The sequence below is a fragment of the Cryobacterium melibiosiphilum genome (assembly GCF_003602235.1).
GTDB classification, from domain to species: Bacteria; Actinomycetota; Actinomycetes; order Actinomycetales; family Microbacteriaceae; genus Cryobacterium; species Cryobacterium melibiosiphilum.
In genome coordinates this window covers 65796-90007 of sequence record NZ_QZVS01000087.1, presented here as the reverse complement: position 1 = coordinate 90007, position 24212 = coordinate 65796, and the positions used below count along the sequence as shown (strand labels likewise).

The 24212-nt window shown below is 66.7% G+C and carries 20 protein-coding genes; 8 read left to right on the top strand and 12 right to left on the bottom strand.

Annotated features, from left to right (window positions below; genetic code table 11):
• Nucleotides 1–467 precede the first annotated feature (467 nt).
• The 4 genes from D6T64_RS13225 to D6T64_RS13210 all read left to right on the top strand — a co-directional run bounded on the left by D6T64_RS13225 (nucleotide 468) and on the right by D6T64_RS13210 (nucleotide 5369).
• Nucleotides 468–1946 carry a phytoene desaturase family protein gene (locus D6T64_RS13225; RefSeq protein ID WP_119975155.1) on the top strand — a complete coding sequence of 493 codons (1479 nt, stop codon included), beginning with the start codon at nucleotides 468–470 and terminating at the stop codon, nucleotides 1944–1946.
• A gap of 105 nt (nucleotides 1947–2051) precedes the next feature.
• Entirely contained in the window at nucleotides 2052–2492 is a 441-nt protein-coding gene (locus D6T64_RS13220; protein WP_119975154.1) for an SRPBCC family protein, read from the top strand.
• A 249-nt stretch (nucleotides 2493–2741) separates the two neighbouring features.
• The gene (locus tag D6T64_RS13215) at nucleotides 2742–4055 is read left to right on the top strand and encodes an O-antigen ligase family protein (RefSeq protein ID WP_119975153.1); all 1314 of its coding nucleotides are present in this window, start codon (nucleotides 2742–2744) and stop codon (nucleotides 4053–4055) included.
• 24 nt (nucleotides 4056–4079) lie between these two features.
• A complete protein-coding gene (locus tag D6T64_RS13210; protein ID WP_119975152.1) occupies nucleotides 4080–5369 on the top strand; it encodes an O-antigen ligase family protein in 1290 nt (429 codons plus the stop codon).
• A gap of 41 nt (nucleotides 5370–5410) precedes the next feature.
• Here D6T64_RS13210 and D6T64_RS13205 read toward each other — a convergent pair whose 3' ends face one another.
• On the bottom strand, nucleotides 5411–6502 hold the full coding sequence (locus tag D6T64_RS13205; RefSeq protein ID WP_147364559.1) for a hypothetical protein: 1092 nt from the start codon (nucleotides 6500–6502) through the stop codon (nucleotides 5411–5413).
• A 299-nt stretch (nucleotides 6503–6801) separates the two neighbouring features.
• On the opposite strand from D6T64_RS13205, the gene D6T64_RS13200 reads away from it, so the two are divergent.
• Both D6T64_RS13200 and D6T64_RS13195 read left to right on the top strand, forming a co-directional pair.
• Nucleotides 6802–7806 (top strand): glycosyltransferase family 2 protein, encoded by a 1005-nt coding sequence (locus D6T64_RS13200; protein WP_119975150.1) that lies wholly within the window; start codon nucleotides 6802–6804, stop codon nucleotides 7804–7806.
• Nucleotides 7807–7821: 15 nt separating this feature from the next.
• The gene (locus D6T64_RS13195) at nucleotides 7822–8970 is read left to right on the top strand and encodes a hypothetical protein (RefSeq protein ID WP_119975149.1); all 1149 of its coding nucleotides are present in this window, start codon (nucleotides 7822–7824) and stop codon (nucleotides 8968–8970) included.
• Here the strand turns inward: D6T64_RS13195 and D6T64_RS13190 are convergent.
• Both D6T64_RS13190 and D6T64_RS13185 read right to left on the bottom strand, forming a co-directional pair.
• Complete coding sequence (locus tag D6T64_RS13190) at nucleotides 8967–9971, bottom strand: glycosyltransferase family 2 protein (RefSeq protein WP_119975148.1); 1005 nt, start codon at nucleotides 9969–9971, stop codon at nucleotides 8967–8969. The two genes, D6T64_RS13195 and D6T64_RS13190, sit on opposite strands and share 4 nt — an antisense overlap.
• Nucleotides 9972–9975: 4 nt before the next feature.
• On the bottom strand, nucleotides 9976–11148 hold the full coding sequence (locus D6T64_RS13185) for a glycosyltransferase family 2 protein (RefSeq protein ID WP_119975147.1): 1173 nt from the start codon (nucleotides 11146–11148) through the stop codon (nucleotides 9976–9978).
• 138 nt (nucleotides 11149–11286) lie between these two features.
• Between D6T64_RS13185 and D6T64_RS13180 the strand changes: the two genes are divergently transcribed.
• Complete coding sequence (locus tag D6T64_RS13180; RefSeq protein ID WP_119975146.1) at nucleotides 11287–12393, top strand: glycosyltransferase family 4 protein; 1107 nt, start codon at nucleotides 11287–11289, stop codon at nucleotides 12391–12393.
• Here the strand turns inward: D6T64_RS13180 and D6T64_RS13175 are convergent.
• The 7 genes from D6T64_RS13175 to D6T64_RS13145 are packed head-to-tail and all read right to left on the bottom strand — an operon-like array spanning nucleotide 12369 to nucleotide 19557.
• The gene (locus tag D6T64_RS13175) at nucleotides 12369–13529 is read right to left on the bottom strand and encodes a glycosyltransferase family 4 protein (protein WP_119975145.1); all 1161 of its coding nucleotides are present in this window, start codon (nucleotides 13527–13529) and stop codon (nucleotides 12369–12371) included. The two genes, D6T64_RS13180 and D6T64_RS13175, sit on opposite strands and share 25 nt — an antisense overlap.
• Nucleotides 13522–15195 (bottom strand): DUF2142 domain-containing protein, encoded by a 1674-nt coding sequence (locus D6T64_RS13170; RefSeq protein ID WP_119975144.1) that lies wholly within the window; start codon nucleotides 15193–15195, stop codon nucleotides 13522–13524. The genes D6T64_RS13175 and D6T64_RS13170 overlap by 8 nt, the downstream gene beginning before the upstream one ends.
• Entirely contained in the window at nucleotides 15192–16163 is a 972-nt protein-coding gene (gene galE, locus D6T64_RS13165; protein ID WP_119975143.1) for a UDP-glucose 4-epimerase GalE, read from the bottom strand. Before galE ends, D6T64_RS13170 begins: the two co-directional genes overlap by 4 nt.
• 9 nt (nucleotides 16164–16172) lie before the next feature.
• Nucleotides 16173–17468, bottom strand: coding sequence for a hypothetical protein (locus tag D6T64_RS13160; protein WP_119975142.1), 1296 nt, complete (start codon nucleotides 17466–17468; stop codon nucleotides 16173–16175).
• Nucleotides 17469–17513: 45 nt separating this feature from the next.
• Nucleotides 17514–17897, bottom strand: a complete 384-nt coding sequence (locus D6T64_RS13155; RefSeq protein WP_119975141.1) for a DUF2304 domain-containing protein — start codon at nucleotides 17895–17897, stop codon at nucleotides 17514–17516.
• 24 nt (nucleotides 17898–17921) lie between these two features.
• Nucleotides 17922–18611, bottom strand: a complete 690-nt coding sequence (locus D6T64_RS13150; RefSeq protein ID WP_233551162.1) for a glycosyltransferase family 2 protein — start codon at nucleotides 18609–18611, stop codon at nucleotides 17922–17924.
• Nucleotides 18612–18654: 43 nt separating this feature from the next.
• A complete protein-coding gene (locus tag D6T64_RS13145; RefSeq protein WP_119975139.1) occupies nucleotides 18655–19557 on the bottom strand; it encodes a glycosyltransferase in 903 nt (300 codons plus the stop codon).
• A gap of 327 nt (nucleotides 19558–19884) precedes the next feature.
• Between D6T64_RS13145 and D6T64_RS13140 the strand changes: the two genes are divergently transcribed.
• A complete protein-coding gene (locus D6T64_RS13140) occupies nucleotides 19885–21168 on the top strand; it encodes a hypothetical protein (RefSeq protein ID WP_119975138.1) in 1284 nt (427 codons plus the stop codon).
• 210 nt (nucleotides 21169–21378) lie between these two features.
• Here the strand turns inward: D6T64_RS13140 and D6T64_RS13135 are convergent, their stop codons facing one another.
• Together D6T64_RS13135 and D6T64_RS13130 are read right to left on the bottom strand one after the other, a co-directional pair.
• Nucleotides 21379–23679, bottom strand: a complete 2301-nt coding sequence (locus tag D6T64_RS13135; protein ID WP_119975137.1) for a hypothetical protein — start codon at nucleotides 23677–23679, stop codon at nucleotides 21379–21381.
• Nucleotides 23676–24038 (bottom strand): hypothetical protein, encoded by a 363-nt coding sequence (locus D6T64_RS13130; protein WP_119975136.1) that lies wholly within the window; start codon nucleotides 24036–24038, stop codon nucleotides 23676–23678. The genes D6T64_RS13135 and D6T64_RS13130 overlap by 4 nt, the downstream gene beginning before the upstream one ends.
• Nucleotides 24039–24212 lie beyond the last annotated feature (174 nt).

The following is a 24212-nucleotide window of genomic DNA, read 5'->3' as shown; positions in this document are numbered from 1 at the left end:
CTGTAGCCACGAGCGCCCAGAGGATAGATCCAGGGCGTTTCTCGGTTCTCACGGTGTCGCGATCGGTGCCAGGGGCTTCATGGGGCGAATGTGGGCATCTCGCTGACGAAAAGCCAACAATGGCCCCTTGGCCACCTTCACTGCCGACAGGGGATGCCGCCACTCATGCTTCCCGCGATTCCTGCCGCCAGCCATGGGGCCATCTGTGACACTTCGCCTACGAGGTGTCACAGAACGCCCCTTGAGGCGAAAACTAGGTCGCGAAGTGTCAGAGATAGCCCCATGAATCGACTTCATGGGGCCATCTCTGACACCTCACGAAAACCATGGGGCCATCTCTGACACCTCACAAAAACCAAGGGGCCATCTCTGACACCTCGCCCACGAAGTGTCACAGAACGCCCCATGCGGCGGGGTGTCCCGCGTCGAAGCGTTCCACGAGTGCGGCGACGGGGTAGGTTCAGCGCATGGCATCCCCCGAGACCCCTGACGCGATCGTCGTCGGCTCCGGCCCGAACGGACTCGCCGCCGCCGTTACCCTCGCCCGCGCCGGCCTCAGCGTGCGGGTCTACGAGCAGGCCCCGCAGATCGGCGGCGGCGCGGCCACGGCCGAACTGACCCTGCCCGGGTTCCACCACGACGTGGGATCCGCCGTGCACCCGATGGCCCTCGCGAGCGAGTTCTTCCGCCGCTTCGGTCTGACCGACCGCATCAGCCTGGTGGTGCCGCCACTGAGCTACGGACATCCGCTCGAGAACGGCGCCGCGGCCCTCGCCTGGCGCGACCTCGACCGCACCGTCGACGACCTCGGGCGTGACGGTCCCGCCTGGCGCCGCTTCTTCGCCCCGCTCGTGCGTGAAGCGGATGCCGTGGCCGAATTCACCGGGGACACCCTGCTGCGCGTGCCGCGGCATCCGCTCACCGTGGCCCGCTTCGGCCTGCGCGCCCTCGAGCAGGGCTCCCCCTTCTGGAACCTCCGCTTTCGCGGCGACTTGGCGCCCGCCCTGCTCACCGGCGTGATCGCACACTCGATCCGCCCGCTGCCGAGCCTCGCCACCGCCGGGGCCGGCCTCACCCTCGCGGTGCACGGGCATGCCGGCGGCTGGCCGATCCCGGTCGGCGGCAGCGGCGCGATCATCCAGGCTCTCGCCGACGACCTGCTCGCGCACGGTGGCGAGATCGTCACGAACACCCACATCGAGCACCTGCGCGACCTGCCGAAGGCCCGCATCGTGCTGCTCGACGTGACCCCCCGGGCCTTGGTGGACCTCGCCGGCGACGCCCTGCCGAACGGATACGCCCGCTCCCTCGCCGCTTTCCGCTACGGCAACGCGGCGGCGAAGGTCGACTTCGCCCTGAGTGCGCCGGTGCCGTGGGCCAGCCCACACCTCGCTGAGACGGCCACCTTGCACCTCGGCGGCACCCGCGCCGAGCTCGTGCGGGCCGAGAACGCGGTCGCCCACGGCCGGCACTCCGATTTTCCGTACGTGCTCGTCTCCCAGCCGAGCCTGTTCGACCCGACCCGGGCGCCGGAGGGCCGGCACACCCTGTGGGCGTATACACACGTGCCCAGCGGCAGCACCCGCGACCAGACCGAGGCCGTGACCCGGCAGATCGAACGCTATGCCCCGGGGTTTCGGGACACGATCCTCGCATCGAGCAGCCGCACCTCCGCCGAGCTGCAGGCGCACAACCCGAACCTGGTCGGCGGGGATCTCGCGGCCGGCGAGATCACGGTGAGCCAACTCATCCGTCGCCCGGTGCTCTCGCCAGACCCCTGGCGCACCCCGCTGCCGGGGGTGTACCTGTGCTCCTCCTCTACGCCGCCGGGCCCGGGCGTGCACGGCCTGCCCGGATTTCGCGCCGCGCTCAGCGCCCTCGCGCACGACTACGGCATTCACCAGCCGCCCGACCTGTCGCCGCAGCGAATGCCTCGGCTCTCCTGACCGGCACTGCCCGACGCCCAAACACCTCGCCGATACCCTGATCTGATCTGACCCGCCCAGACCCGCCAGCTCAGACCCGCCCCATCCCCGATACGGAGCCCCACCATGGCCGTCAACCAGCAATTCTTCGCCTGCCCGCCCGAGCGTGTCTTCGAGGTGCTCGCCGACGGCTGGCTATACCCTGCCTGGGTCGTCGGCGCGAGCCGCATGCGGGCCGTCGACGCCGCATGGCCGGCGCCGGGCAGCGCCATCCATCACTCTGTCGGAGTCTGGCCGGCGCTGCTCGACGACACCACGTCGGTGCTCGAATGGGATCCCCCGCGCCACGCCCTGTTCACGGCCAGAGGTTGGCCGATCGGCGAGGCGCATGTCGCCCTCGACGTGCGCGACCGCGCGGGCGGCAACGGATGCCTCGTGCGCCTCACCGAGACCGCCGTCGCCGGCCCCGCCCGCTTCATGCCCCGGCCGATCGCCGACGCTGCCCTCCAGGTGCGCAACACCGAGACCCTGCGGCGGCTCGGCTTCCTCGCCGAGGGCGGCGCGTGAGCCGCGCCTCTGGTCGCGAGCCCCGGGCATCCCTGCCACGCGAGTGGGCGCATATCGCCCCCTGGGGTGAGCGCCGGACACGCGAGTGGGCGCGAATGGCCCCATGAAGTCGATCCAGGGGGCGGTATGCGCCCACTCGCGCAAACTATGGGGCGTTTTGCGCCCACTCATGGCAGCCACGCGCAGTGAGTGGATGCCACCGCGCGCGGGCAGCGCGGCCGCGGCCCCCGCGCCGGTAACCTAGGAACCATGCCCGCCGTCCAGAGTCGCTTCGTCGTCCGCATGTTTTCGACGTTCGTGCTCTTCAGCGTTCTCGCCGGGCAATTCTGGCGCAGCCTCGGCGGCTGGTGGGGTTTCGGCCTGATCGCCGCCCTCGTCGTCGCCGGCAGCATCACCCTGCTCGTCACCCAGAAGTCCGCCCTCAACTGGCGGCGCTTCCCGAAAACCCTCGTGGCCTTCATGGCCCTGGCGACCCTGTCGATCGCCTGGTCGTTCTACCCCGCCGCCGCCGCGCTCGGCGTGACCCTGCAGTGGATCACCACCCTCGCCGCCGTGTTCCTCGCCCTTACCCTCACCTGGGCCGAGCTGCTGCGCACCCTCGCGGCGGCGCTGCGCTGGGTGCTCGGCCTCTCGATCCTCTTCGAGCTCTTCGTGGCCGCCGTCATCCGCGGCCCGATCCTGCCGTTCTTCGTCGACTACTCCGACTACGGCGACGAGAAGATCCCGCAGGCCTTCTACTGGTCCCGCGCCCTGCTCTTCGACGGCGGCCCGATCGAGGGCATCGTCGCCAGCCGCAACCTGCTCGGCTTCGTGGCCCTGCTCGCGGTGATCGTGTTCGGTGTGCAGCTCGCCGCCAAGACCGTCAAGCGCGGCTGGGCCGTGGCCTGGCTGGTCTTCGCGATCGGGATGCTCGTGCTCACCCGTTCGGCCACGGTCACCCTGTCCACGGCGTTCGTCGTTGTGGTGCTGGCCTTCGCGCTGTGGACCCGGCACGCGCATCCGCAGCACCGCCGCCCCATCTACGCCACGGCCGCGGCCGCGATCGTGCTCGCCGGCACCGGGCTCCTCGTCTTCAGCTCACAGCTGCTCGGCCTGCTCGGCAAGAGCGAAGACCTCACCGGCCGCTTCGACATTTGGAACAGCGTGACCGACCTCGCGAGCGAACGGCCGATCTTCGGCTGGGGCTGGGTCAGCTACTGGAACCCGTTCGTCGAACCCTTCGCCGGGCTGGCCGAACGCAAGGGCGTGGTCTACCTGCAGGCACACAACGCCTGGCTCGACGTGTGGCTGCAGCTCGGCATCGTGGGCGTGGTCATCCTCGCGCTGCTCGCCCTCTCGACCCTGTGGCGCGCCTGGTTTCTCGCGGTCGACCGCCCGCGGCTGGGCATTGCGGACACGACGCCGTATGCGGCATCCGCTCTGCTGCCGCTGTTGCTGCTCGCCGCGCTGCTCGCGCAGAGCATGGCCGAGAGCCGCCTGCTGGTCGAGTACGGCTGGGTGCTGCTGATCGTGCTGGCCGTGATGACCAAGCGACACCAGGGTTCTCCGAGCAGAATGCCCTGACCGGCTTGGTAGTTTGGTAGTTCCATGAGCACCCCTTCCAACCCAGCCGCCCTGACCGAAGCGCTGACCCGGTTTTTCGGCGCGCCCCGGTTCACGGCCTCGCTGACCCTGGTCATCATCGGTGTCACTTTTTCGACCCACGCGCTGCGCAGCACCATGGGCTGGCCCGGCCTGATCGGCATGCTCATCGGCCTGCTCGGCTTCGCGGCCCTGTCGCTCTGGGCGCGGCGGGACACCCTCGAGTGGCACGGGGTGCTGCCGATCTCGATCCTCGTCTTCGTCGGCTGGTGTGTGCTCTCGCTGGTCTGGAGCGAGTACACCCTCGCCACCCTGCGCGGCGTGAGCTATCAGGTGACGTTCGGGTTCCTCGCGATCTACGTCGCCCTCGTGCGGGATTCGATCCAGATCGTGCGCGCGATCGGTGACGTACTGCGGGTGCTGCTCGGGGCATCCATCGCCCTCGAAGTGCTGTCGCTGCTGATCGACCTGCCCATCGTCTTTCTCGGCATTCAGGGCAATATCGCCTACCTCGGGCCGATCCAGGGCGTCTTCGGCACCCGTAACGCCCTCGGGCTGATCGCCCTGATCGCGGTCATCACCTTCATCGTCGAGTGGAAGTCCCGTTCCGTGCCGCGCGCGCTCGGCATCGGCTCGGTCTGGCTGGCCGGCATCTGCCTCGTGCTCACCCGCTCCCCCGTGATCCTCATCGTTGCGCTCTGCATCGCCGTGGCCGCGGTGGCCCTCTACGCGCTGCGCCGCGCCCCGGCCGCCAACCGATGGATGCTGCAGCTCGGCCTGGCCGCAGCGACCCTCGTCACCGTCGTGACGCTCTGGGCGACCCGCGAGCAGGTCTTCGGCCTGCTGAACGCCGGCGCGGAACTCAACGTGCGCCTCTCGCTCTGGGACGAGATGGTGCGGCTGATGCCGCTGCATCCACTCGAAGGCTGGGGCTGGGCCGGTGTGTGGCCAAGCTCCACCCCCTACGGCTGGCTCGAGTTCACCACCGGCCGCGACTACTCCTCGGGTCTGAACGCCTACCTCGACGTGTACTTCCAGGTCGGGCTGGTCGGCGCCCTCGCCTTCGTCGCGCTCGTCGGGCTCGCGTTCGTGCGCTCCTGGATCCTCGCGTCGAACAAGCGCTCGCTCGTCTACGTCTGGCCGGCGCTCGTGCTCGTCGTGCTGATCGTCACATCGTTGGCCGAGAGCACCGCGCTCGTCGAATACGGCTGGTTTCTGCTGCTGGTCTGCTCCGTGCGCGCCGCGCAGGGCCTGAGCTGGCGCAGCGCCCTCGCCCGCAAACCCGACAAGGTCTGACCCGACCGCTTTTCGAAGCGGATACCGTGGGCTGGGCGAGGTCAGCGGGCGGCGTTCAGTTCCGCGACGAACGCGACCATCAGCGGTCCGAGCGTCTCGAGCGAGGCGTCGGACTCCTCCGCCGGGTGCACCGCGAGCCAATTAGTGCCGTCGAACACATGAAGTGTCGTGCCGTAGTCGGTGGGCACGATGAGCACGCTGTCGAGGCCGTCGTAGGCTACATATTCCGCATCGGGAATCTGCTCGAGCACGGTCTGCACCCAGGCCCCGCCCGGCAGGGAGTAGGCGCCGAAGTCCACGAACTCGCCGTCGGCGGTCTCCCCGGTCCAGAAGCAGGCGGCCGCCTCGGCCACCTCGGCGGCCCGAAACAGGCCCGCGAAGACACCGCGGCCGGTGCCGCCGGGCGCGCCCGGGATTCCCTCGATGCTGCTGCCCGCCAGTATGGCGGCCACCGGTTCGCTGCGGGTCAGCGCGTCGCAGTCCGCCTGGTCGGCCGACGGCCACCTGCCGGCCACGGCCGGAGTCGGCGTGAACACGGCTGCCGAGGCCGTACGGGCCGCAAAGCTCACGCCGAGCGCAGTGATTGCCGCGCGGGAGTCGTCGTTCGACGATGCCGCACCGGTTTGAACGATGCCGCTCAACCAGAATCCCGAGCTCACGAGGTCGAACCGGCACGATCCGTACCCGGGCGACTCTGGTGTGCCCGCTTCGGAGTCGTCGCAGGTCGGCGCGAGGTCGGCATCCGCTGGGAGCAGATCGGCCGGCAGCAGCACGGTCACGAGTTCGGCGGTGCCGTCAGGCTCGATGGAGTCCCAGCCGCAGGGAACGCCCCCGACCTGGTCGATGGAAAACTCGTAGTGCACCGAGTCCGGAGCCTGATGATACTCGGCCGCCTCCCCGAGCGCCGCACTGACGTCGGCGCTCGACAGGGCGGCTGCGCAATCGCCCCCGAACACCTGGGCCGGGGCGGTCAGGGTCGTCTCCGGGGGCACAGCCGCGGTGGTATTCGGTACGGGCTTCACGGCCGGGGCGGCGGATGCGCACCCCGCCAACATGAGCTCCGCGACCATGCAGGCGCCCGCGATGGTGATTCGCCGCGCACGGTCTCGTCTGGTGACAGCAGTGGTCGTCATTGGGCGCTCCCCGGGTCGTCGCCGGCCACCGGATGCGCCCCGGCTCGTGCACCGGCTCAGCCCCTGATCAGCGGCTTCACCCTATCCATCCGGGCGGCCGGCGGTCTACTGAGACGGAGCCCCCAGAGCAGGGTGCGCCGGCTGCAGCTCGAGGCACGTGCGAACGAGGCGCTCGTTCGGCGGGACTCTGGGATACTGGAGGGGAGGCCAGTCCTCCGGCGCCCGGCAACATGTGCCGTTGGCAAGAACTTCGAACACTCGTGGCACGTCCGTGTTGGCCATGAGGGAGGCATGAACCCGTGGCCGATCAACCCGAAGTGAACGAACGCGACGTGAACGAACCCGAACCCAGGCGGCCTGTCGCTCTCTCCATCGATGTTGTGGTGCCGGTGTACGGCAATTGGGCCATGACCCGGGACTGCATCGAGCACCTGCAGCGGCAGGGCATCGCCCACACCCTCATCATCGTCGACGACGCCGGGCCCGACGACACGGCGGAACGACTCCGCGCCGAGTACCCCCACGTCACCCTGGTCGAACACAAAACCAATCGTGGTTTCGCCGCCGCCTGCAACAGCGGAATCCAGGCCGGCACCGGCGACCTCGTCATGCTCGTCAACAACGATGTGCAGGCCGACCCCGACATGCTCGAACGGCTCGCAGAGGCCTTCACCGCCAACCCGAAGCTGGGCAGCGCCGCCCCGCTGCTGTTTCAGCCCAACGGAACCATCGACGCCGTCGGCCTCTGCGCCGACCCGACCCTGGCCGGTTTCCTGCGCTTCCACGGCGCCGCCGAATCACAGCTGTCAGCGGATGCCCCGGCCCTGCTCGGCCCGTACGGCGCCGTCGCCGCCTTCCGCCGCACCGCCCTCACCGAGGTGGGACTGCTCGACGAGGGCATCTTCATGTACGGCGAAGAACTCGACCTTGCCCTGCGCCTGAGCGCGGCCGGCTGGGCGACGACCGCCGTGCTCGCCTCACGCGGGGTGCACCTCGGCGGCGCAACCTCCGGCCGAGGATCGGCCAAGCAGCGCGAGCGCGCCGGTTTCGGTCGCGGTTACCTGCTGCGCGCCTACGGCGTGTTGACAACGCGCACCGGGCCGCGTGCGCTGGCCACCGAACTGATCGTCTGTGTCGGCGACCTACTGCTCTCCCGCGACCTCGCGTCCACCCGGGGCCGACTCGCCGGCTGGCGGGCCGGCCGTCACGCCGAGGTCCGGCCGGCCACCGTGCCCGGCCTCGACGCCACTATCGGCTTCGTCACCTCGCTCCGCATGCGCGTCGGCGACTACGCGGCGCGCTAGGACTCCCGACCCGCCATGGCACTCACCCGTCCCTCCCGCGCGCATCTGGCCAGCGCGGCCGTCTCCGCCGTTTCGCTGGTCGGCGGCGTGTCCCTCGCCGTCGTGCCCGCCGCCACCCTGTCGATCTCGGCGAACGTGTTCACCCTCGCCGAAAGCGGGGTAATCGCCGTCGCGATCATGATCGGCACCTTTGCCGGCCAGCTGGCCTTCGCCGCCATCGTGGAGTCACGCCTCAGCTCGACCAGCACCGCACGCCGGGTCACGTTTCCCCGCTGGTTGGCGGCGCTCTCCCTGCTGGCCGCGCTGCTCGTCGCCCTGAACCACACGAGCGCGCTCGTCCTGTGCCTCGGCTTGCCGATCCTGCTCGCCTCCCTCGAGGTCGGTCGCGGGGTCTCGATCGCCGAGCGTCTCGACACACGCGAGATCTGGGCGTCCGTCGCCGTCGCGTGCGGAGCCCTGGGCGGCGTGCTCGCCGGTTTCGCCGACGCCTCCTGGGCGCTGGTGCCCCTCGTGGCCGGAATCTTCGTGGCCACGAGTATGCGGTCGCTTCGCGTGGCCCACCGCGCAAGTGCCCCGGAACCCTCGGCCCGGGCCTGGGTCGTCGCGGACGTCGGCATCACCGGAATTGTCTTTCCGCTGATCAACACCCTGATCCTGACGGTGCTCGGCCCGGCCGGCGCGGTGCTCTTCACGGCGATCTCCACCGTCACCGGGCTGCTCGCCATCCCTCTGAACTTTCTGCGTCTGCGCCTGCTCAAAGAGCACTCGCGGCTCGACATCGTTGTTTCGGTCGCGGCGCTGATCGTGGCGACCGGCGCGCTCTTCGTGTTCGAGTTCGCCGGATTCTTTTCGCTGCTCTTCGGCTCAGCTTGGACCGTCGCGGCGACCGTGGTGCCGCTGCTCGTGGCGTGCGCCTGGCGCGCTGCCTCCCTGGCTCCGACGCTGCCGTTCACCGCCCTGCGACGGATGGGCCGGGCCCGGTTGGTCACGCTCCTCCGAGCCGGCGCATCCGTCATAGCCCTCGCCCTGGCTTGCCTGGGCCTGCTCACCCTCAACATCGTGGCCATCTTCGCCGCATTGCTCATCGCGGAACTGCTGTCCGGTGTCGTCTACGAGGTCGCGCGGCGCCGGGTCGTGCGAGCCGAGACGACAACCAACATCTAGACCGGCTGCACGAGGTCGCGCAGCACGTCCTGGGCGCCGAGCCCGAAGCGCGCGTACCGCCCGAGCAGTGCAGACCGTACAACGGGCAGTAGCCGCGAGACACGCGCGGCCGGCAGCGTGCTGCGCATCCGCTCGTGCTCGAGCTTGGCCGCGATCAGGCGCAGGGTCTCGGCCGACGGCGTCGGCGTGAGAAGCCCTGCGCGTTCCTCGAGCACCGCAGCCCGCGCCAGCAGCCGGGCGTTGCGGGCCGTGCGCGGCGCCCGCAGCCGCCCGATCTTGCCGGAGGCGTCGAGGGTCGTGACGCCGATCTGGTTCGCGCCGTGCTGCCGGTAATCGGTGAGCGGTTCCTCGAGCAGGTCCATCGGCCCGGTCAGCGCGGCGACGATCGCGAGCCACTCGTCGTGCACCCACGCGGCGGGAAACGGCCGCGCCGCCTCCACGAGGACGCGGCTCACCATCAGGGTGGCGCCGGTGACGATGTTGCGGCGCAGCAGAGCGTCGATGGCCCGGCCGGAGTGCACGGCGGCCCGGTCGGCGGCCGAGATTCCAAGGGTGTCGAGCAGGGTCAGCCCGAGCGGTGCGCCCTCGGCATCGACGAGCCGGGCATCGGCGTTCACGAGCTGCAGGGTCGGTCGCCGGGCGAACTCGGCCAGCATCCGCTCGAGCCGGCCCGGCAGCCAGACGTCGTCCTGATCGCTCAGGGCGATCAGGACACCGGTGCAGGCGGCGAGGGCCTGCTCGAAATTGGCCGTCACCCCGAGCGCGCGTTCGTTGCACAGCACCAGCAATTCCACGACGACGTCGGAATGCGCCTGCTGCCAGGCGGCCATGGCGCGATTGAGTACGGCGAGCGTGTCGTCGGTCGAGGCGTCGTCGGAGACCACGATCTGCTGCGGTGGTACCGACTGGTTCAGGATGCTGAGCAGCTGCTCCTCGAGGTACCGGGCACCGTTGTGGGTGCACAGCGCCACCGACAGCGCTACGGATTGTGAACCGGTCACGGGGTCAGCGTCGCTTCGTACCGACCGACAGCACGCCGAGGAAAAGTCCCCCCATGATGGTCTGGGATCCGAGCATCATCAGCAGGGCGGCGGGAATGGCCACCCGCAGGGTGCCTTCCACATCGAGTGCGCCGAACCCCTGGGTTGCCCAGCCGACCAGCTGCACGACCGCGATCGCGAGTCCCAGCAGAAATAAGCCCAGCCCGACGAGGGCGCTGCTTTCCAAGCTGATCCGCTTCTCCAGGCGCTCAAAGCTGCGACTGCGGGGGATTCGGAATCCCTCGTGTTGGGCATAAATCTTGGTGAGGATGGCAAACAGCACGGATTGGTAGCCGACCACGGCCAGCGCGGCGAGGTAGAGCTGGCTCGAATAGGTGAAGCCGATGCGGCCGATCACCAGCGGGCCGAACCCCAACAGCACTACGCCGGCAATGCCGATGGCAAACGCCGCGGTGCCGGGGATCAGAAAAAGCCAGCGCGGGCTGAAGATCATGAGAAAACGCAGGTGGCGCCATCCGTCGTGCCAGCTGCGCAGGTGCGGCGGACGGCTGCGGCCATCCTTGCTCAGGGTGGTCGGGACCTCGCTGACGCGGGAGCCGCCGAGGGTCGATTTCACGACCATCTCGCTGGCGAATTCCATGCCGGTGGTCTGCAGGTGCAGGTCGAGGATCGACTGGCGATTGAAGCCGCGCAGGCCGCAGTGGAAGTCCTTGATCGGTGAGCGAAAGAGCATCCGCCCGATCCAGGACAGCACCGGGTTGCCGAGGTATTTGTGCAGCGGGGGCATGGCGCCGGGCTCGATGCCGCCGCGGAATCGGTTGCCCATGACCAGTTCGTCGCCGGCGCGCAGCCGTTCAACGAAGCCGTCGAGGTCGCTGAAGTCGTAGCTGTCGTCGGCGTCGCCCATGATGACGTAGGTGCCGAGGGCGTGCTCGATGCCGCCGTTGAGCGCGCTGCCGTAGCCCTTTTCGTCGATGTCGACGACCCGCGCGCCGAGCGACTCGGCGATCTGCTGCGACCCGTCGGTGCTGCCGTTGTCGGCGATGAGAACCTCGCCCACGACCCCGCTGCGCTCGAAGTAGCCGAGCGCCTTCTCGATGCAGACCGCGAGCGTTTCGGCTTCGTTCAGACACGGCATGAGAATCGTGAGTTCAACGATCGCTGTGGTGTTGGGCATACGTGTGGTGGGTCCTATCCGGGTTCGCCGTGCCTCCCCATCGTACATTTTCTATTCCGCCTCCATTCCCCGCGAACACCGGCGCGAACACCGGAGGGAGCGGATGGCCCGGGGCGGGTCTGCACGTAGTCTGGGGCGGTGACACTCATCCTCGTCGACCTCCTCTTCTTCACCGGCAAGCGTGGCGGGATGGAATCGTATGTTCGCGAGGTGTATTCCCGCCTGCCGAGCGATGACCCCGACACCACGTTCATCGCGCTGGTCACGTCTGAGCTCGCCGCCGGCGACACCGCCTGGTTTCCGGGCCGAGTCATCGACTCGGGCATCAGCGGGGACAACCGGGTGGCGTGGGCCTGGGGCGAACTGGCCCAGGTCGCGCGGGTTGCCAGGAAACTGGGCGCCGACCTCATCCACTGCCCGGCGAATCTCGGCCCGGTCTGGTCGCGGGTGCCGGTCGTGCTCACCGTGCACGACCTGCTGCCGTTCCGGCACCCGGAGTACGTGCCGGGCGCCTACTCCGTCGTTCTGCGCGCCCTCATCCGGCTGGCGGCTCGGCACGCCCGGCGAATCGTCACCATCAGTGCCGCCTCCCGCCACGACATCGGCGAGTTTCTGCGCATCCCCGTCGGACGTGTCGACGTCACCGCGCTGGCCGGCCAGGTTCGCGTCGCCCCCGGTGCCGGCCCGGCACCGACCACGGTCCCCCGGCGCTCCAACCAGCTCCTGGCCGTGGGCAACCGCATGCCGCACAAGAACTTCAGCGCCTTGCTCGAGGCCCTGGCCCTGATTGCGCCCGCCGATCGCCCACACCTGGTGATCACCGGCAGCCACGGCGACGACCCGCTCGCTCCCCTGGTCGCCCGTCTGGGGCTCACGCGCTGGGTGACCCTGCGCGGCTGGTTGACGGCAGAGGAGCTCACCGCGCTGTACGAAGAATCGACGATCTTCGTATTTCCGACGCTCTTCGAGGGCTTCGGCCTGCCGGCCCTGGAAGCCATGGCGCTCGGCTGCCCCGTGCTGTGCTCCGACATACCGGTGCTGCACGAGGTCGCCGCGGATGCCGCCGAGTTCGTTGACCCCGAAGACCCGGCGAGCATCGCCGCCGCGATCAGCGCCCTCCTCGCCTCCCCCGAGCGACAACGGGGTCTTGCCGCGCGCGGGCGGGAACACGCAGCCCGCTTCACCTGGGAACGCACCGCCCAGCAGACGGTGGCCTCGTTTCAGCGGGCTCTGGCCGACCGGTAGCGCTCAAGAATCACGTTCAACGATGACTCCAGCCCGCTGCTGACCCGTTCACGCGCGAACCAGTCGCGGGTGCGAGCCCGCAACTCTTCCCCGTCGGAGACGGCGCGAACAATCGCGGCCCCGAGGGTCTCAGCCGCGATCGACGCGGCGACATAGCCGTTGACACCGTCGATCACGAGCTCGGCGGACGCGTTGTCCGGCCCCGCAACCACGACGCTCGGGGTGGCGAAGGCGGCGGCTTCGGCGACGACGAGCCCGAAGCCCTCACGCTGCGAAGGGTTCACGAGCACCGCGGCGCCACCGAGCAGGCTCCGCAGTCGCTCGTCGCTCACCCGTCCCGGCAGCGAGACCGTCTCGCCCAAGCCGACTTCGGACACTCGGGCGGTCACGGCATCCGTTTCGGGGCCGCTTCCCACCAGCACCGCGTGCAGCTGGGGCAGCGTGCGCCGGGCGACGACGAGCGCGGGCAGCAGGTCGACCAGGCGTTTGTCGGCAATATGGCGCCCGACGAATATAACGTACGGATCCCCGCTGCGCGCGGTGGTCGCCTCCGTCTCGGTTCCGACGAGGTCGACCAGGCCGAGGGTGACCGGTCGTGCCGAGCGGCGAAACCGGCGCACGCGGTCGGCGGTGAAATCGCTGTTGACGGTGTGCAGATCGCCGATGCGAATAGCGAGGTACTGCAGAACGAACGCGACCGTGCCGACGGCAGCTCCGGAATATGCGCGCCATGTGCGCCAGCCCCAGACCTCGAGCCAGTCCGTCACGATGAAGGTTTTCGTGCCGAGCAGGGCGAGGGACACCGCGAAGACGTTGAGCACCGGCAGAGCGCTCACCACGACGAGGTCGTGTTCGCCGCGACGGGCGCGAAAGTGCCGGAACAGCGCGACCGCGAACGCCAGCGCGCTGCCCGTGGTGCGGCTGCCGGTGGCGTCATAGATGTCCCCGGTCCAGACCGGCACGATTTGAAAAGCGGATGCCGGCGCCAGCCCCGACCACTGTCCGCGCGTCACATAGTCCACGGCACCTCCGCGGGCCGCGAGCAGCTCCGCGAGGCGGCGATACACCCGCTCGCCGCCGCCGGTGTTGACCGGAAACAGGCAGTCGTAAGCGATCGCGACCCGCAGGTCAGCCATGGGTCAATTCTCGGGGCGCCAGTCTCTCCGCCTGAGCCTCCGAGGCTGCGGGCACCGACCCTGCGCGGCCCGACGACACCGCGCGGGCATCGACGACGCCCGTGGTGTCGTCCTCGACGGGTGTCACGCTGAGCCGCACGCACCAGACGGCGAAGGCAGCGGTGGTCAGCACGAAGACGCTCGCCAGGGCGATCCATCCGAGCGGCGGCTGCCAGGTCGGGTCGCTGAACATCAGGCTGATCGGGTGCCCCCGACCGACGACATAGCGCTTCAGAACCAGCAAAAAGGCGAACGCCGCGTACACGGCCAGCAGGCTGCCCGCGAGGGCCGTCACGCGCGGCGCCAGATAGGCAACACGCCGACCGTCCCGGCCGGACAGCACCCAGGCGGCGAAGATGGCGACCCCGACGTAGAGGAAGAGGCCGTAGCGGCCCTGCCAGATAATGCCGGTCTGACCCACGCTGTAGCCCTGCACGAGGGCGGGCACGAAGATCGCCGCACCGATGATCCCGGCCAGGGTCACGAGGCTGCGGCGCCCGGCCGTGGCGACGGCGAGCAGCGCCAGCAGGCCGAAAGCGGCGACAAACAGCCAGTAGACGTGAACGGGCAGGGGGGTGTCCAGCCAGCCAAAGAACCCGATCGCCTGCAGCAGATAGTCGGGCGTCGTGCGCAGGGTATGGGCGAAGCCCTGCAGAAAAGTCGCGCCCACGAGCGGGGCATCGGATGCCTCGGCCTGCCCCGAAAGGCTCCCGCCGCTCAGCGTCCAGACGATCGAGAAGATGCCACCCGCCGCGATGAACGCCAGCCCGACGTAGCTGGCCGGGGTCGTGAAGAGTCGCTTGACCGGGTGCCAGCCGCAGGCCAGGAAGCACAACAGCACGACGAGCACGAGCCAGAGCGGCCCGAGCGACCGGGCGGTCACGAGCACGATCGAGGAGATCGACACCACGAACCACAGGTACCGCCGCGACAAGGAGGACACCGTGCCGGCGTCCCGCCCGTCGAAGTGCTGAAGCAGCCGCAGCAGCGAGACCCAGAGGGCGGCGGCCGAGGCGATCTCCAGCCCGTTCGGGTTCACGGATCCGAAGAAGTAGGTGATCATCGGCGTGAACACGAACGCGAGGCCGAGGGGCATCCATCGGGATCGCCGCACGGACATGGCGACCTGGAACGCGAGCCCGGCAAAGGCGGCACAGAGCAGTCCGCTGATGATGCGCATGCCGTAAATGCCCGCGGACCCGTCCAGTATCAGCGACGGCCAGCCGACCGCGTAGTAGTAGAGGGGGTTGTAGGCGCTGACCCAGGTGGGGAACCAGTCGGCCCCGCCGTCACCGCCCAGCTCGAAGCCGCAGTTGGCGGGGATCTCCGGCGCGAAGAGATAACACACGATGGTCTGGCTGTACGAGTACTCCGGGGGCAGGTCGACGACCGTGTGTTTGACACCCTCGACCTGGTAGCCCAGAACCTGGCCGCGAACCTGGGCGATGGCCTTGGTGGCGTGGGCGTTCTCGTCGGGCACCGAGAAAATCGGACTCGCCAGCGACCACATCGTCGTCAGGAGCGCCATCAATGCGAAGGCAGCCCAGAAGACCTTGGTCGTGCGGGCCAGCCCTGTCGTGCCGCCCGTGGCGCGTGGTTTTACGACCGCAGCAGCAGCAGCGGTCACGAAACGGTCAGGTTCCGCGCCGACCACGCTGAAGCAATGATGTCGTCAATGCCGCGCTGCGCCGTCCAGCCGAGCTCTTTCTCGATTCGTTCCGGAGACGCAACCACCCACGCCGGATCGCCGGGGCGCCGCGCACGCACCTCGGGCACGGCCGAGGAGCCCGAGACCGCGATGATCTTGTTGACCATGTCGCGCACACTGGTTCCGAGGCCGGTGCCCACGTTGTAGACGGTATGCCCCGCCTCGGCCCCGCGCAGGGAGTCCAGGGTCGCAAGGTGCGCTTCGGCCAAATCGAGCACGTGGATGTAGTCACGCACGCAGGTGCCATCCGCCGTGGCGTAGTCATCCCCGAAAATGACGGGGCTGTGGCCCTCGTCGAGCTTTTCGAAGACCATCGGCACGAGATTCAGCACCGCGTTGTCCCCCAGGTCGGGCCACCCCGCACCGGCGACGTTGAAGTAGCGCAGGCTCGCGGCCCGAAGTCCATTGGCGCGGGACGCGGCTTCGATGAGGTGCTCCCCCACAAGCTTGGACTCGCCGTACGGGTTGACGGGTGAGGTGACGGCTTCCTCGGAGATGCGCGCGCCCTCGGTCGTGCCGTACACAGCGGCCGATGACGAGAAGACGAGTTCCTTCACCCCGGCCAGTTCCATCGCCAAAATGATGTTGGCGAGCGAACCGATGTTCTGCTGAAAGTACCAGGCCGGCCTCGAGACGGACTCGGCGACCTGCTTGCGTCCGGCGAAGTGGATGACGGCCGTCACTGCGTGGTCGCGCATCAGCTGTGCCACCGGTTCGACGGAAGAATTATCCGACAGATCGAGTTGGGTGACCGCCAGCCCATCAAGTCGGCGTGCGTCTCCGGTGACGAGGTCATCGACAACGACGATCTCCTCGGATCGTTGTCTCAGAAGCCGGACAACGTGTGCGCCTATATATCCGGCTCCGCCGGTAACCAAAATACTCACGGGTCGAGTCTACGAGAGTAGGGTTTGGCCGGATTCACCCGAGGCACCGACAGACCGTGTACCCCAGGCCCCCCGAACCACCGATGAGGTGTGGATGATCAGCCCGACGGCCGGTCCCAAGACCAGCGCCGCGATCACGCGATCCCCGATCGGCCAGGGCAGCAGCACCGCACCCACGGCCACCACAGCAGAGACCACCCAGCCCGTTGTGTACGCGGCGTGCGCGTTGCGGGACAGAACCGCTGGCCCGGTTACGAAGAGTCCCGCAATCATGCCAGAGGCAAACACCAACGGAACCAGAAGATCGCTGACTTGACGCACTTCCTCACCGAAAAGCCAGACGAAAACCTGCTCGCCCCAGAGTGCGGTCAGTCCGGCGAAGGCTATCGTGCCAAGCGCGACAACCGCGAGGAAGGAGACCAGAGCGCGCACGATCGTGGTTGCATGAGAGGCGAAGAACACCAGAAGGTAGCTCTGGAAAGCCGTGAGAGGCACGAGGAGAGGTGCTCGGAGGAGCGTGATGGCCAGAATCAGCGCGCCAAGGTAGTCTCGGTCGACTCCAGCCGAAAAAAGCGAGAGAAGCGCGGGGAATCCTGTGACCATGGCGGCCATCGCGGCTGCGGCCAGCATCGTTCGCGAGCTGTTCCAGAGGAGCCCTCGGTAGGTACCGTCGACATAAAGGGCGCCGGCGAGCCGTCGGCGGGCAACGAACAGCGCAATGCCCACCGTGATGGGGAACGGCGCGACGACTCCCCATGCAAGCCAGGATTGATCTCCTCCCAGTGCCAGCACCGCCAGGATCATAGCCAGACGCACGGCACCATCGAGGCCGACGATCAGAGCCAGATCGGCCCAGGAGCCAAGGCCGGACAGCACCCCGCTGAGCGAGGAAACCGCCACACACGCGACGGCGCCGACGGCAAGAGGAACGACCAAGCCGAGCTGGTCCTCTCCGAAGGCCGGGATCGCCCAGAGAGGGAAGCTGACCGCGATCACGACGGCGACCAGGCCCGCAACGAGCAGAACGAACATCGGCACCGGAACGCGAGACCGTGCGGGCGCCAATTGTGCTCGAGCGCCCGCCGAGACGGCACGGGTCATTTCCTGCTGAAGCCCGAATAGGCATCCGACAATGAAATAGAGCACGGCCCAGAACACCGCGAATACTGAGTAAGCGGCCAAACCTGCTTGCTGGGCGACCGCCAGAGTGACGAGATAACCTGAAACACCGGCCACGACCGTCGCGGTCGCAATGAGGACGATGCTGAGCTTTCCCCGTCGATCACCACGGGTAGAGTCAGACACCGGAATGACTCCGGACGCTCCCGGTCGAACCGACTGCCGAAGTCGTCATGCGGGATGAACGTCTTCGGTCGGGGTGTGGGCTTCATTGGCCGCGCCTGCTTCGGCCAGTGCGATCTGACGGGCCAGGTCGGTAATCTGCCGGTCGAGTCGCCGGTTGTGAGCGGACGATGTGACGGCAAAGCCCAGGAAGACCACAATGAGGCCGTAGAGGAGAAGGTCTGTTCCACGCCCGACACCGAGAACAAAAGCGACCGCGTTCGTCAGATCCGGGAAAATAATGGCAATCACCGCACTCACCAGGACCGCGACCATTGTCAGACGGCGAATTGCCATTCCGCGCGCTCCCCGGCGTGGGAGAAGTATCACCAGGCCCAGGAGGGCGAACACGGTGATCAACACCGCTTTGATCAAGATTTGACTAACGTCCATGGCATTCCGTCCCTCGCAAGCCGATCATTTGAAGATGAGGTCGCTCATGATGTTGACGGAGTTCCAGACGGATTGCCCCTTCGACCGTGAGTAATCCGTGTAGATGATGTGGACTGGTTGCTCGTCGTACCGAAGCTTCAGCCGGCCGATTTCGTTGACGATCTCGGAGGCATGCGCCATTCTGTTCTGTGTCACCCGAATCGAACTCGCCGCATGGCGCGACAGAGCACGAAGCCCGTTGTGGGCATCAGTGAGGCGCACACCCGAGGTCGTGTTTTGAAACATCACGGCGGCCTTGAGCACCACGCGTTTAATTGCGCCCGGTTTCGTTCGGTTGTCCAGGAATCGCGAACCCACGATGATGTCGAGCGGCTCTGCCGCTAGTCGTCTCACCATGTCCAGCGCGTCCTCGACTCGGTGCTGGCCGTCAGAATCGAAGGTCACGAAATACTGAGCGGCAGTGTCTGTGAGCGCGTACCGAAGGCCGGTTTGCAGCGCAGCGCCCTGACCGAGGTTGATGGGGTGCCGAACAACGTGCGCTCCGGCTTTGCGTGCAGCCTCGGCCGAGCCATCCGTGCTGCCGTCATCTACGCAGACGACGTGCGGAAAGGTGAGCCTGGCGTGGCGAATTACGTCTCCCACCACAGTTTCTTCGTTATATAAGGGGATCACGAGCCAACTCGACGCCGCGATCGTCTTGTCCGCGTCGGTCACGGCGATACCCGCCGGAGCTTCACTCTCGGTCGACCCATCTAGTTCATAACTCATCGTTCTTGGCTGTGCCCTTCCCGTCCTGTTTCGAGCCTAAGCCCTTGGTCTCGCCAAGGCGGACACGAAACAGTACGGCATAACATAACTTCAACACGCGTTGCGGGAGTGCCCTGAAAGCGCTTCGGACGAGAAGATTCATGTACATTCGGGGGGTTCCGATGAGCCCGTACGAGCGCAGGTTGCGCTGCATTTGCAACTCGGCAGCGAACATCCCCTTTGCGGAACGACGCTTGAACATCGCAGGATCCGCCCGAAACAGAAGCACTGGTTCAGCCAGATTCAGCATCGCGTACCCTCCCGCGGCCAGCCGAGCGAAGAGGTCGTAATCCTCCATATTGGGGACGTGACGCACACCACCGACCGCGAGTGCCGCTTCGCGGTCGAGAAAGAGGGTCGGATTATTTATGGGACTGTTTGTGAGGACGTACCGCCGAATCCGTTCTTCCGTGAGCGGCATCACCCGCAGGCCGACGATGTTCCCCTCATCTCCCTCGAATTCCAGCATGGCCGCACCGATCGCAGCGTAGTGCCCGGCCGCAGCAGCCCGAGCCTGAAGTTCCAATCTGTGGGGAAGCGAAATATCGTCCGCGTCCATGCGGGCCACCCAGCGGTTTCTGGCCGCTTCGATTCCGGCCTGCATGGCAAACGCCACTCCCCGATTGTGAGCGAGCGGTATACGACGAATTCGCCCATCGGTACGACTGAGCGCGACCACGACGGCGTCGAGGGCCGCACCGAGCGGCCCGTCCTCGACGATCAGGATCTCGTCAGCAGGGAGCGACTGCTCCTGCATACTTCCCAAAGCTCTTTTCAGGTGTTCCGGCGCGACACCGCTGTAGACAGGAATGACGACACTGATTGGTTCGAAGGACTCGCCGACTGCGGTCACGGTACCATCCCTCGTTCAACTCCTTGGGGCCCCCGACCGGGAAATATCAGTGCATCCGGCTAAGGTCGAAGTACCCATGGTACGCGGCCCGCTTGACGGCGTGCGCAACCCTGCGGGCCCCGCCCGTCGTTCCAGACAGGGGGGCTGCCGGATTCTCGACGGATTCCGGGCCGCTTCCGAGAGAGTGAAAGAACTGTGTTAGACGAGCAAACTGAGACACCTTCCCCGACCCGAACCCCCACACCGGTCCCTCCGGCGTCGTCGAGATGGAAACGACTCTTCATCGCGCTCTGGGTCCCGATTGTCCTCGTCGGTGCATCGTTCGGCATGTCCGCCGTCGTTACCGCGAACCACGGTCCGGCTCTCTCCCCCGTCGACGAGTGGGTCTATGTCGACTACCTCTTCAAGCTGCCCGTCCAGGGCATCGTGCACCAGGGAGAGAAAATCGGTGAGGAAGCCCTTGCCATCATGTCGTGCGACGGGGTCACGCCCTACGGACCGATGGGCCCTGCGTGCGGGAGCAGCCTCACCGACCTGACGCAGTTTCCGTATCAGGGTGTCTCGTCGGCAGACGCGTACACGCCCGCGTACTTCGCGATGACCCGTGTTGTTGGCGACGCCATCCACGCTGTCACCGGGATCAGCCAGCTCTCGTCCTGGCGGGTCACCGGGGCTCTCTGGCTGGGTCTTGCGGCCGTACTTTTGCATGTGCTGCTCCGCCAATGGCGCGTCCGGCGCCCCGTCATACTCGGCCTCGGCCTCGCCGTGATCGCATCGCCGTTTGCCTGGTGGACGTATACCTATGTGAGCACCGATGCTCCGTCTCTGGCTTTCGGCATCCTCATCCTCTTGGCGGCCGTGAAGATCGGTCGTGGCCAGTGGTCCGGCTGGTGGCTTCCCCTCATCTCGACGGTGGCGGTGCTCTTCAAGGTGACCAACGTCCTCGCCGTCTGCCTTGCCGCTCTGTATCTGCTCATCCTCTGGCTCGCGGAGCTCAAGGAAACTCGCTGGGCCGGATGGAAAACTCGCAGGCCCCATCAGCAGACCCGTTCCTCGCTCGGGGTGATATTTTTCGCCGTGCTCGCACTCGGCACCTCGATTGCCGCTCAACTTGCCTGGCTGGCCTATCGATCAGCGGAAGCAGTCGGTACCCCGGTCGACCAGGCGATCGGGATTCCGCTCACTCCCGAGGAACTCGTCTCACAGATTGCGACGTTCCTTCCCGGCACGATCAACGCCAATGTTAACGTGTCCGGTTCCACCAATCTTGCCTACGCGATTCCTGGTTTCGTCGTCGCACCACTGGCCTGGATTTGTGTTGCCGGAGTTCTCGGGGCGTTCTGGACACTGCGCAGGAGATCAACGCTGACCCCCATCGTGGTATCCGTGACGATGGCCGCACTCTTCTTTGCTCCAATGCTCGCCATCATGATCCATGTGACGACCGGCGCGTACTTTCCGCTGCCGCCCCGCTACGGAGCACCGATCCTCGGGGCGTTCCTGCTTCTGGCCGGGCTAACGATTCGCAACGGGTGGGCGGTCGGCATTCTGCTGGGCTACTCAGTCGCGCTGTATGCCTACGTCCTGATCAACGCCCCCTTGCTGGCCTAGCAGGGCGACCGCCTTGGGTGCGGCGTTCATCAGCTTCACGGTCGAATCCGGACCGGCAGCGGCACGTTCTCGCGGCTCCGGGCACGCGGACCCGGAGCGATCTGGTCGATCGCTCCGGGTCAGACCGGGCAGACTGCGGTCTCGAAACCTCAGACAGTTCGCCCAGGACGGGTGGGCCTCTTCTGCGGAGGCTGCGTCGGGCCTCGACTTCTAGGCCGCGGTGGGGCTGCCCGTCGGTATCTCTGCGAGCAGCTCTGCTCCCACTTGCACCCAGTTGTCGACGCCGCCCAGGCGGACCAGCTCTTCCCAGGAATTAATCGGACGCTTCGTGCCGGAATCCACCCAGAAGATCTTCCCGTTGTCATCTCGGAGGAAATAGGTCATGGGTTCAGCGGTCTGTGGCATCGCCTCGCATGTCGCTGCCGCCAGCGCGCGATGGTCAAGTCCCAGTGCTGTCACCAACGCCGCGTCCAGAACCGGTGCCGCAGAGCCTCCGATTCCCACGAGGAAAGCGGATCCACAGGATACGGCCACGCTGTCGATCCATTCGCTCCTGACATAGGAGTTGATGATGTCGTCGCTGACGGTCTGGTAGTCGGTTCCGAACCCGAGTCCGTCCGAGATGCCGAATGAGGGCAGGCCCAGAAGTCGAGTCCCGTCCACCAGATAGACGCGGGGGCTGGAGGAAGACTTGACCAGCTCACCAGAGGCCACGCCCGCCAGGTTGTCCCCCGTCGGCAGGGAGCCCAACATTCCGTCCGGGACGGTCCAGATCTTGTCCGGAACCCCTTGGTCGCGAACATAGTGCTCGTAGGGGCCCCAGGACAAGAGGCGCTGCTTCTTTCCATCCTTGACCAGGTAGAGCCCCGGACTGTTCGTCTCTTTCGCGAAGTGGGGTCCGACCAGACTCGCCGTGACGGGAAGCTTCGCGAGGATTGTCGACGGGATCGTCGTGAACGTCACACCGGAATATTCCTGCGCCCGTACTTCCAGGCGGCCCTCCGATGAGGCTATGTACTGGCGCCCGTTGGCGTCCCTCATGAATCCGGTCACGGCCGACGAAACGCCTAATTTTCCGAGACTCGCCGTGTCCAATGATCCAGCCGGAAACGTCGTCCTGATCGTCGATTGGCTGTACAGCTCCGTCGACAGGGGGGCCACGCTGCCGGCCGTCAGCAGACCCAGTGCGCCTGTTTCGCGGTTCTTCACCGCAGCGGCATCCCGGACCACGGGCGCTCCGTAGGCCAAGTAGGCAATGGCACCCTCGAAGAGGGTGACCGAGTTGCTCGGGTGAGCCACCGTGGCAAGCGACTGATCGTCGAGGACTTCTCGCTTCACGCCCTGCTCGATCAGGAATCGTTTTCCTGTCGTGGTCAGAAACACGCGAGACATCGTTGGGCCGTCTCGGAGGGCGTTGATCTGGGCGTCCGTCAGGACGATGGAATCGCCGCATGGATAGCCGTACGCCGCGACATCTTCACAGGTCATGAATTGGAGCTTGGCGCCCACATCGAAGAAATAGACCTTGCCAGCGTTGGAGCGGATGATGCGACCCAGGGTCGGTCCACTCGTGAAGTTGTCGAGATACGCCTGAGATACATATCCCACCGTACCCATCGGGTAGAGCGCATTGAGCATGCCCATATCCGGCACGGCGTACTTGTTCTTTCCCGAGGTCAGATAGACGGTTGCGTTGTTCTGGGTGCGGAACAGCGACGTGTCTGCGAGCGGAGTGCCGAACCAATCAGTGAAGATTCTCCAAAAGTTCCTGTTGCCGTACGAGCCACAGGCATCTCCGCTTCCGTAGAGGTTTCCGAGGGCTGACGCGTTGGGCTGATAGGGCGTGTAGTTGTAGAGCCCTGCGGTCGCCTGGTTCTGGATGAACACGGAACTGGACCCGCACGCGGCATTCGGGTGGAAACGCACCGCGTTCACTCGACCGGGTACATGGTTCCACCGGGTCGGGTTCGCGGCGTAGTACTGAAACTGCAGAGCGGCCGCGTAGACCTGATTGAAGAAGCCGTAAAAGTTTGTATCGCAGTCCGCCGTGTCCGGGCATCCGTACCCGGTTGCACTGCGATACTGACGCGCGGTCGGCCAGGTATCCGAAACGATGCCCTGCTCTTTTTCCAGCAGGACCAGAAGAGCCTTCTGACTGATGCCGCAGGCGGCACCGACTCGCGCGATGATCTGGGCAGCGCTCTCACTGCCAGCCCCCGAATAGGCCGCGCATCGGCCGGCCACAGCGGCTTTGTTGGGCGTCGCCTGCTGATAGTCCTTCAGGCAGGTGTATCCGCTTCGGCAGGTTGAGACCCGAGCCGAGAGAAACGACTGGACCTCATTGGCATTCATGGCCTGACCGTCAAAGAACTGTGCATCGCTGATGATGTTGCCGGGGTTGAACAGTGAGGCGTTGGCCGCTTGCGCATCCGCTGGAGGTGTCACCGCGACCAGGAGCGCCGAGCCGAGCAGGATGGTCAGGACCATCCCGACGAGTTTCTTGAAATTCACGGGATCTCCAGAGCAGTGGGCTGCGACGTTACGGACAAATCTTTATTGGTATAGGTCAGGGTGACCTGCCAGGACCCCGATGCGAATCCGCTGACGGGCATCTGCACGAGCCCGCACGACGTGTCTGAGGCGTTGGCGATTCCGTCGGTGCTCGACTCGAGGGCAGTATTCGACGACGTGAAACGGAATTCACACAGTTCACCCGTCTCGATCAGTCCGGAAACGTAGCCGGACACGGAGACGTTGAGACCATCAGGGTCGATCCCCGCGACACTGATCACGGCCTGACTGACAGAAGACGGCTCGGCCGAGACGGACGGTTTCTCGGACGGAACGCTCTCCGGGAGATTCGTGGGCATGTCAACCGACGTGCACGCCACCAAGGCACCCGCCACCAAGAGAGAGGCGAGTATCAACCCGGCAGAGCGAGTTGTGAGTCTGACAAATTTCACTGCGTGGGGCACCCATCATCAGGCATACGGATTCTTAGACTAACGCTTTCACGCCGCTCGCGGGGTCCCCAAGTCTCCCAG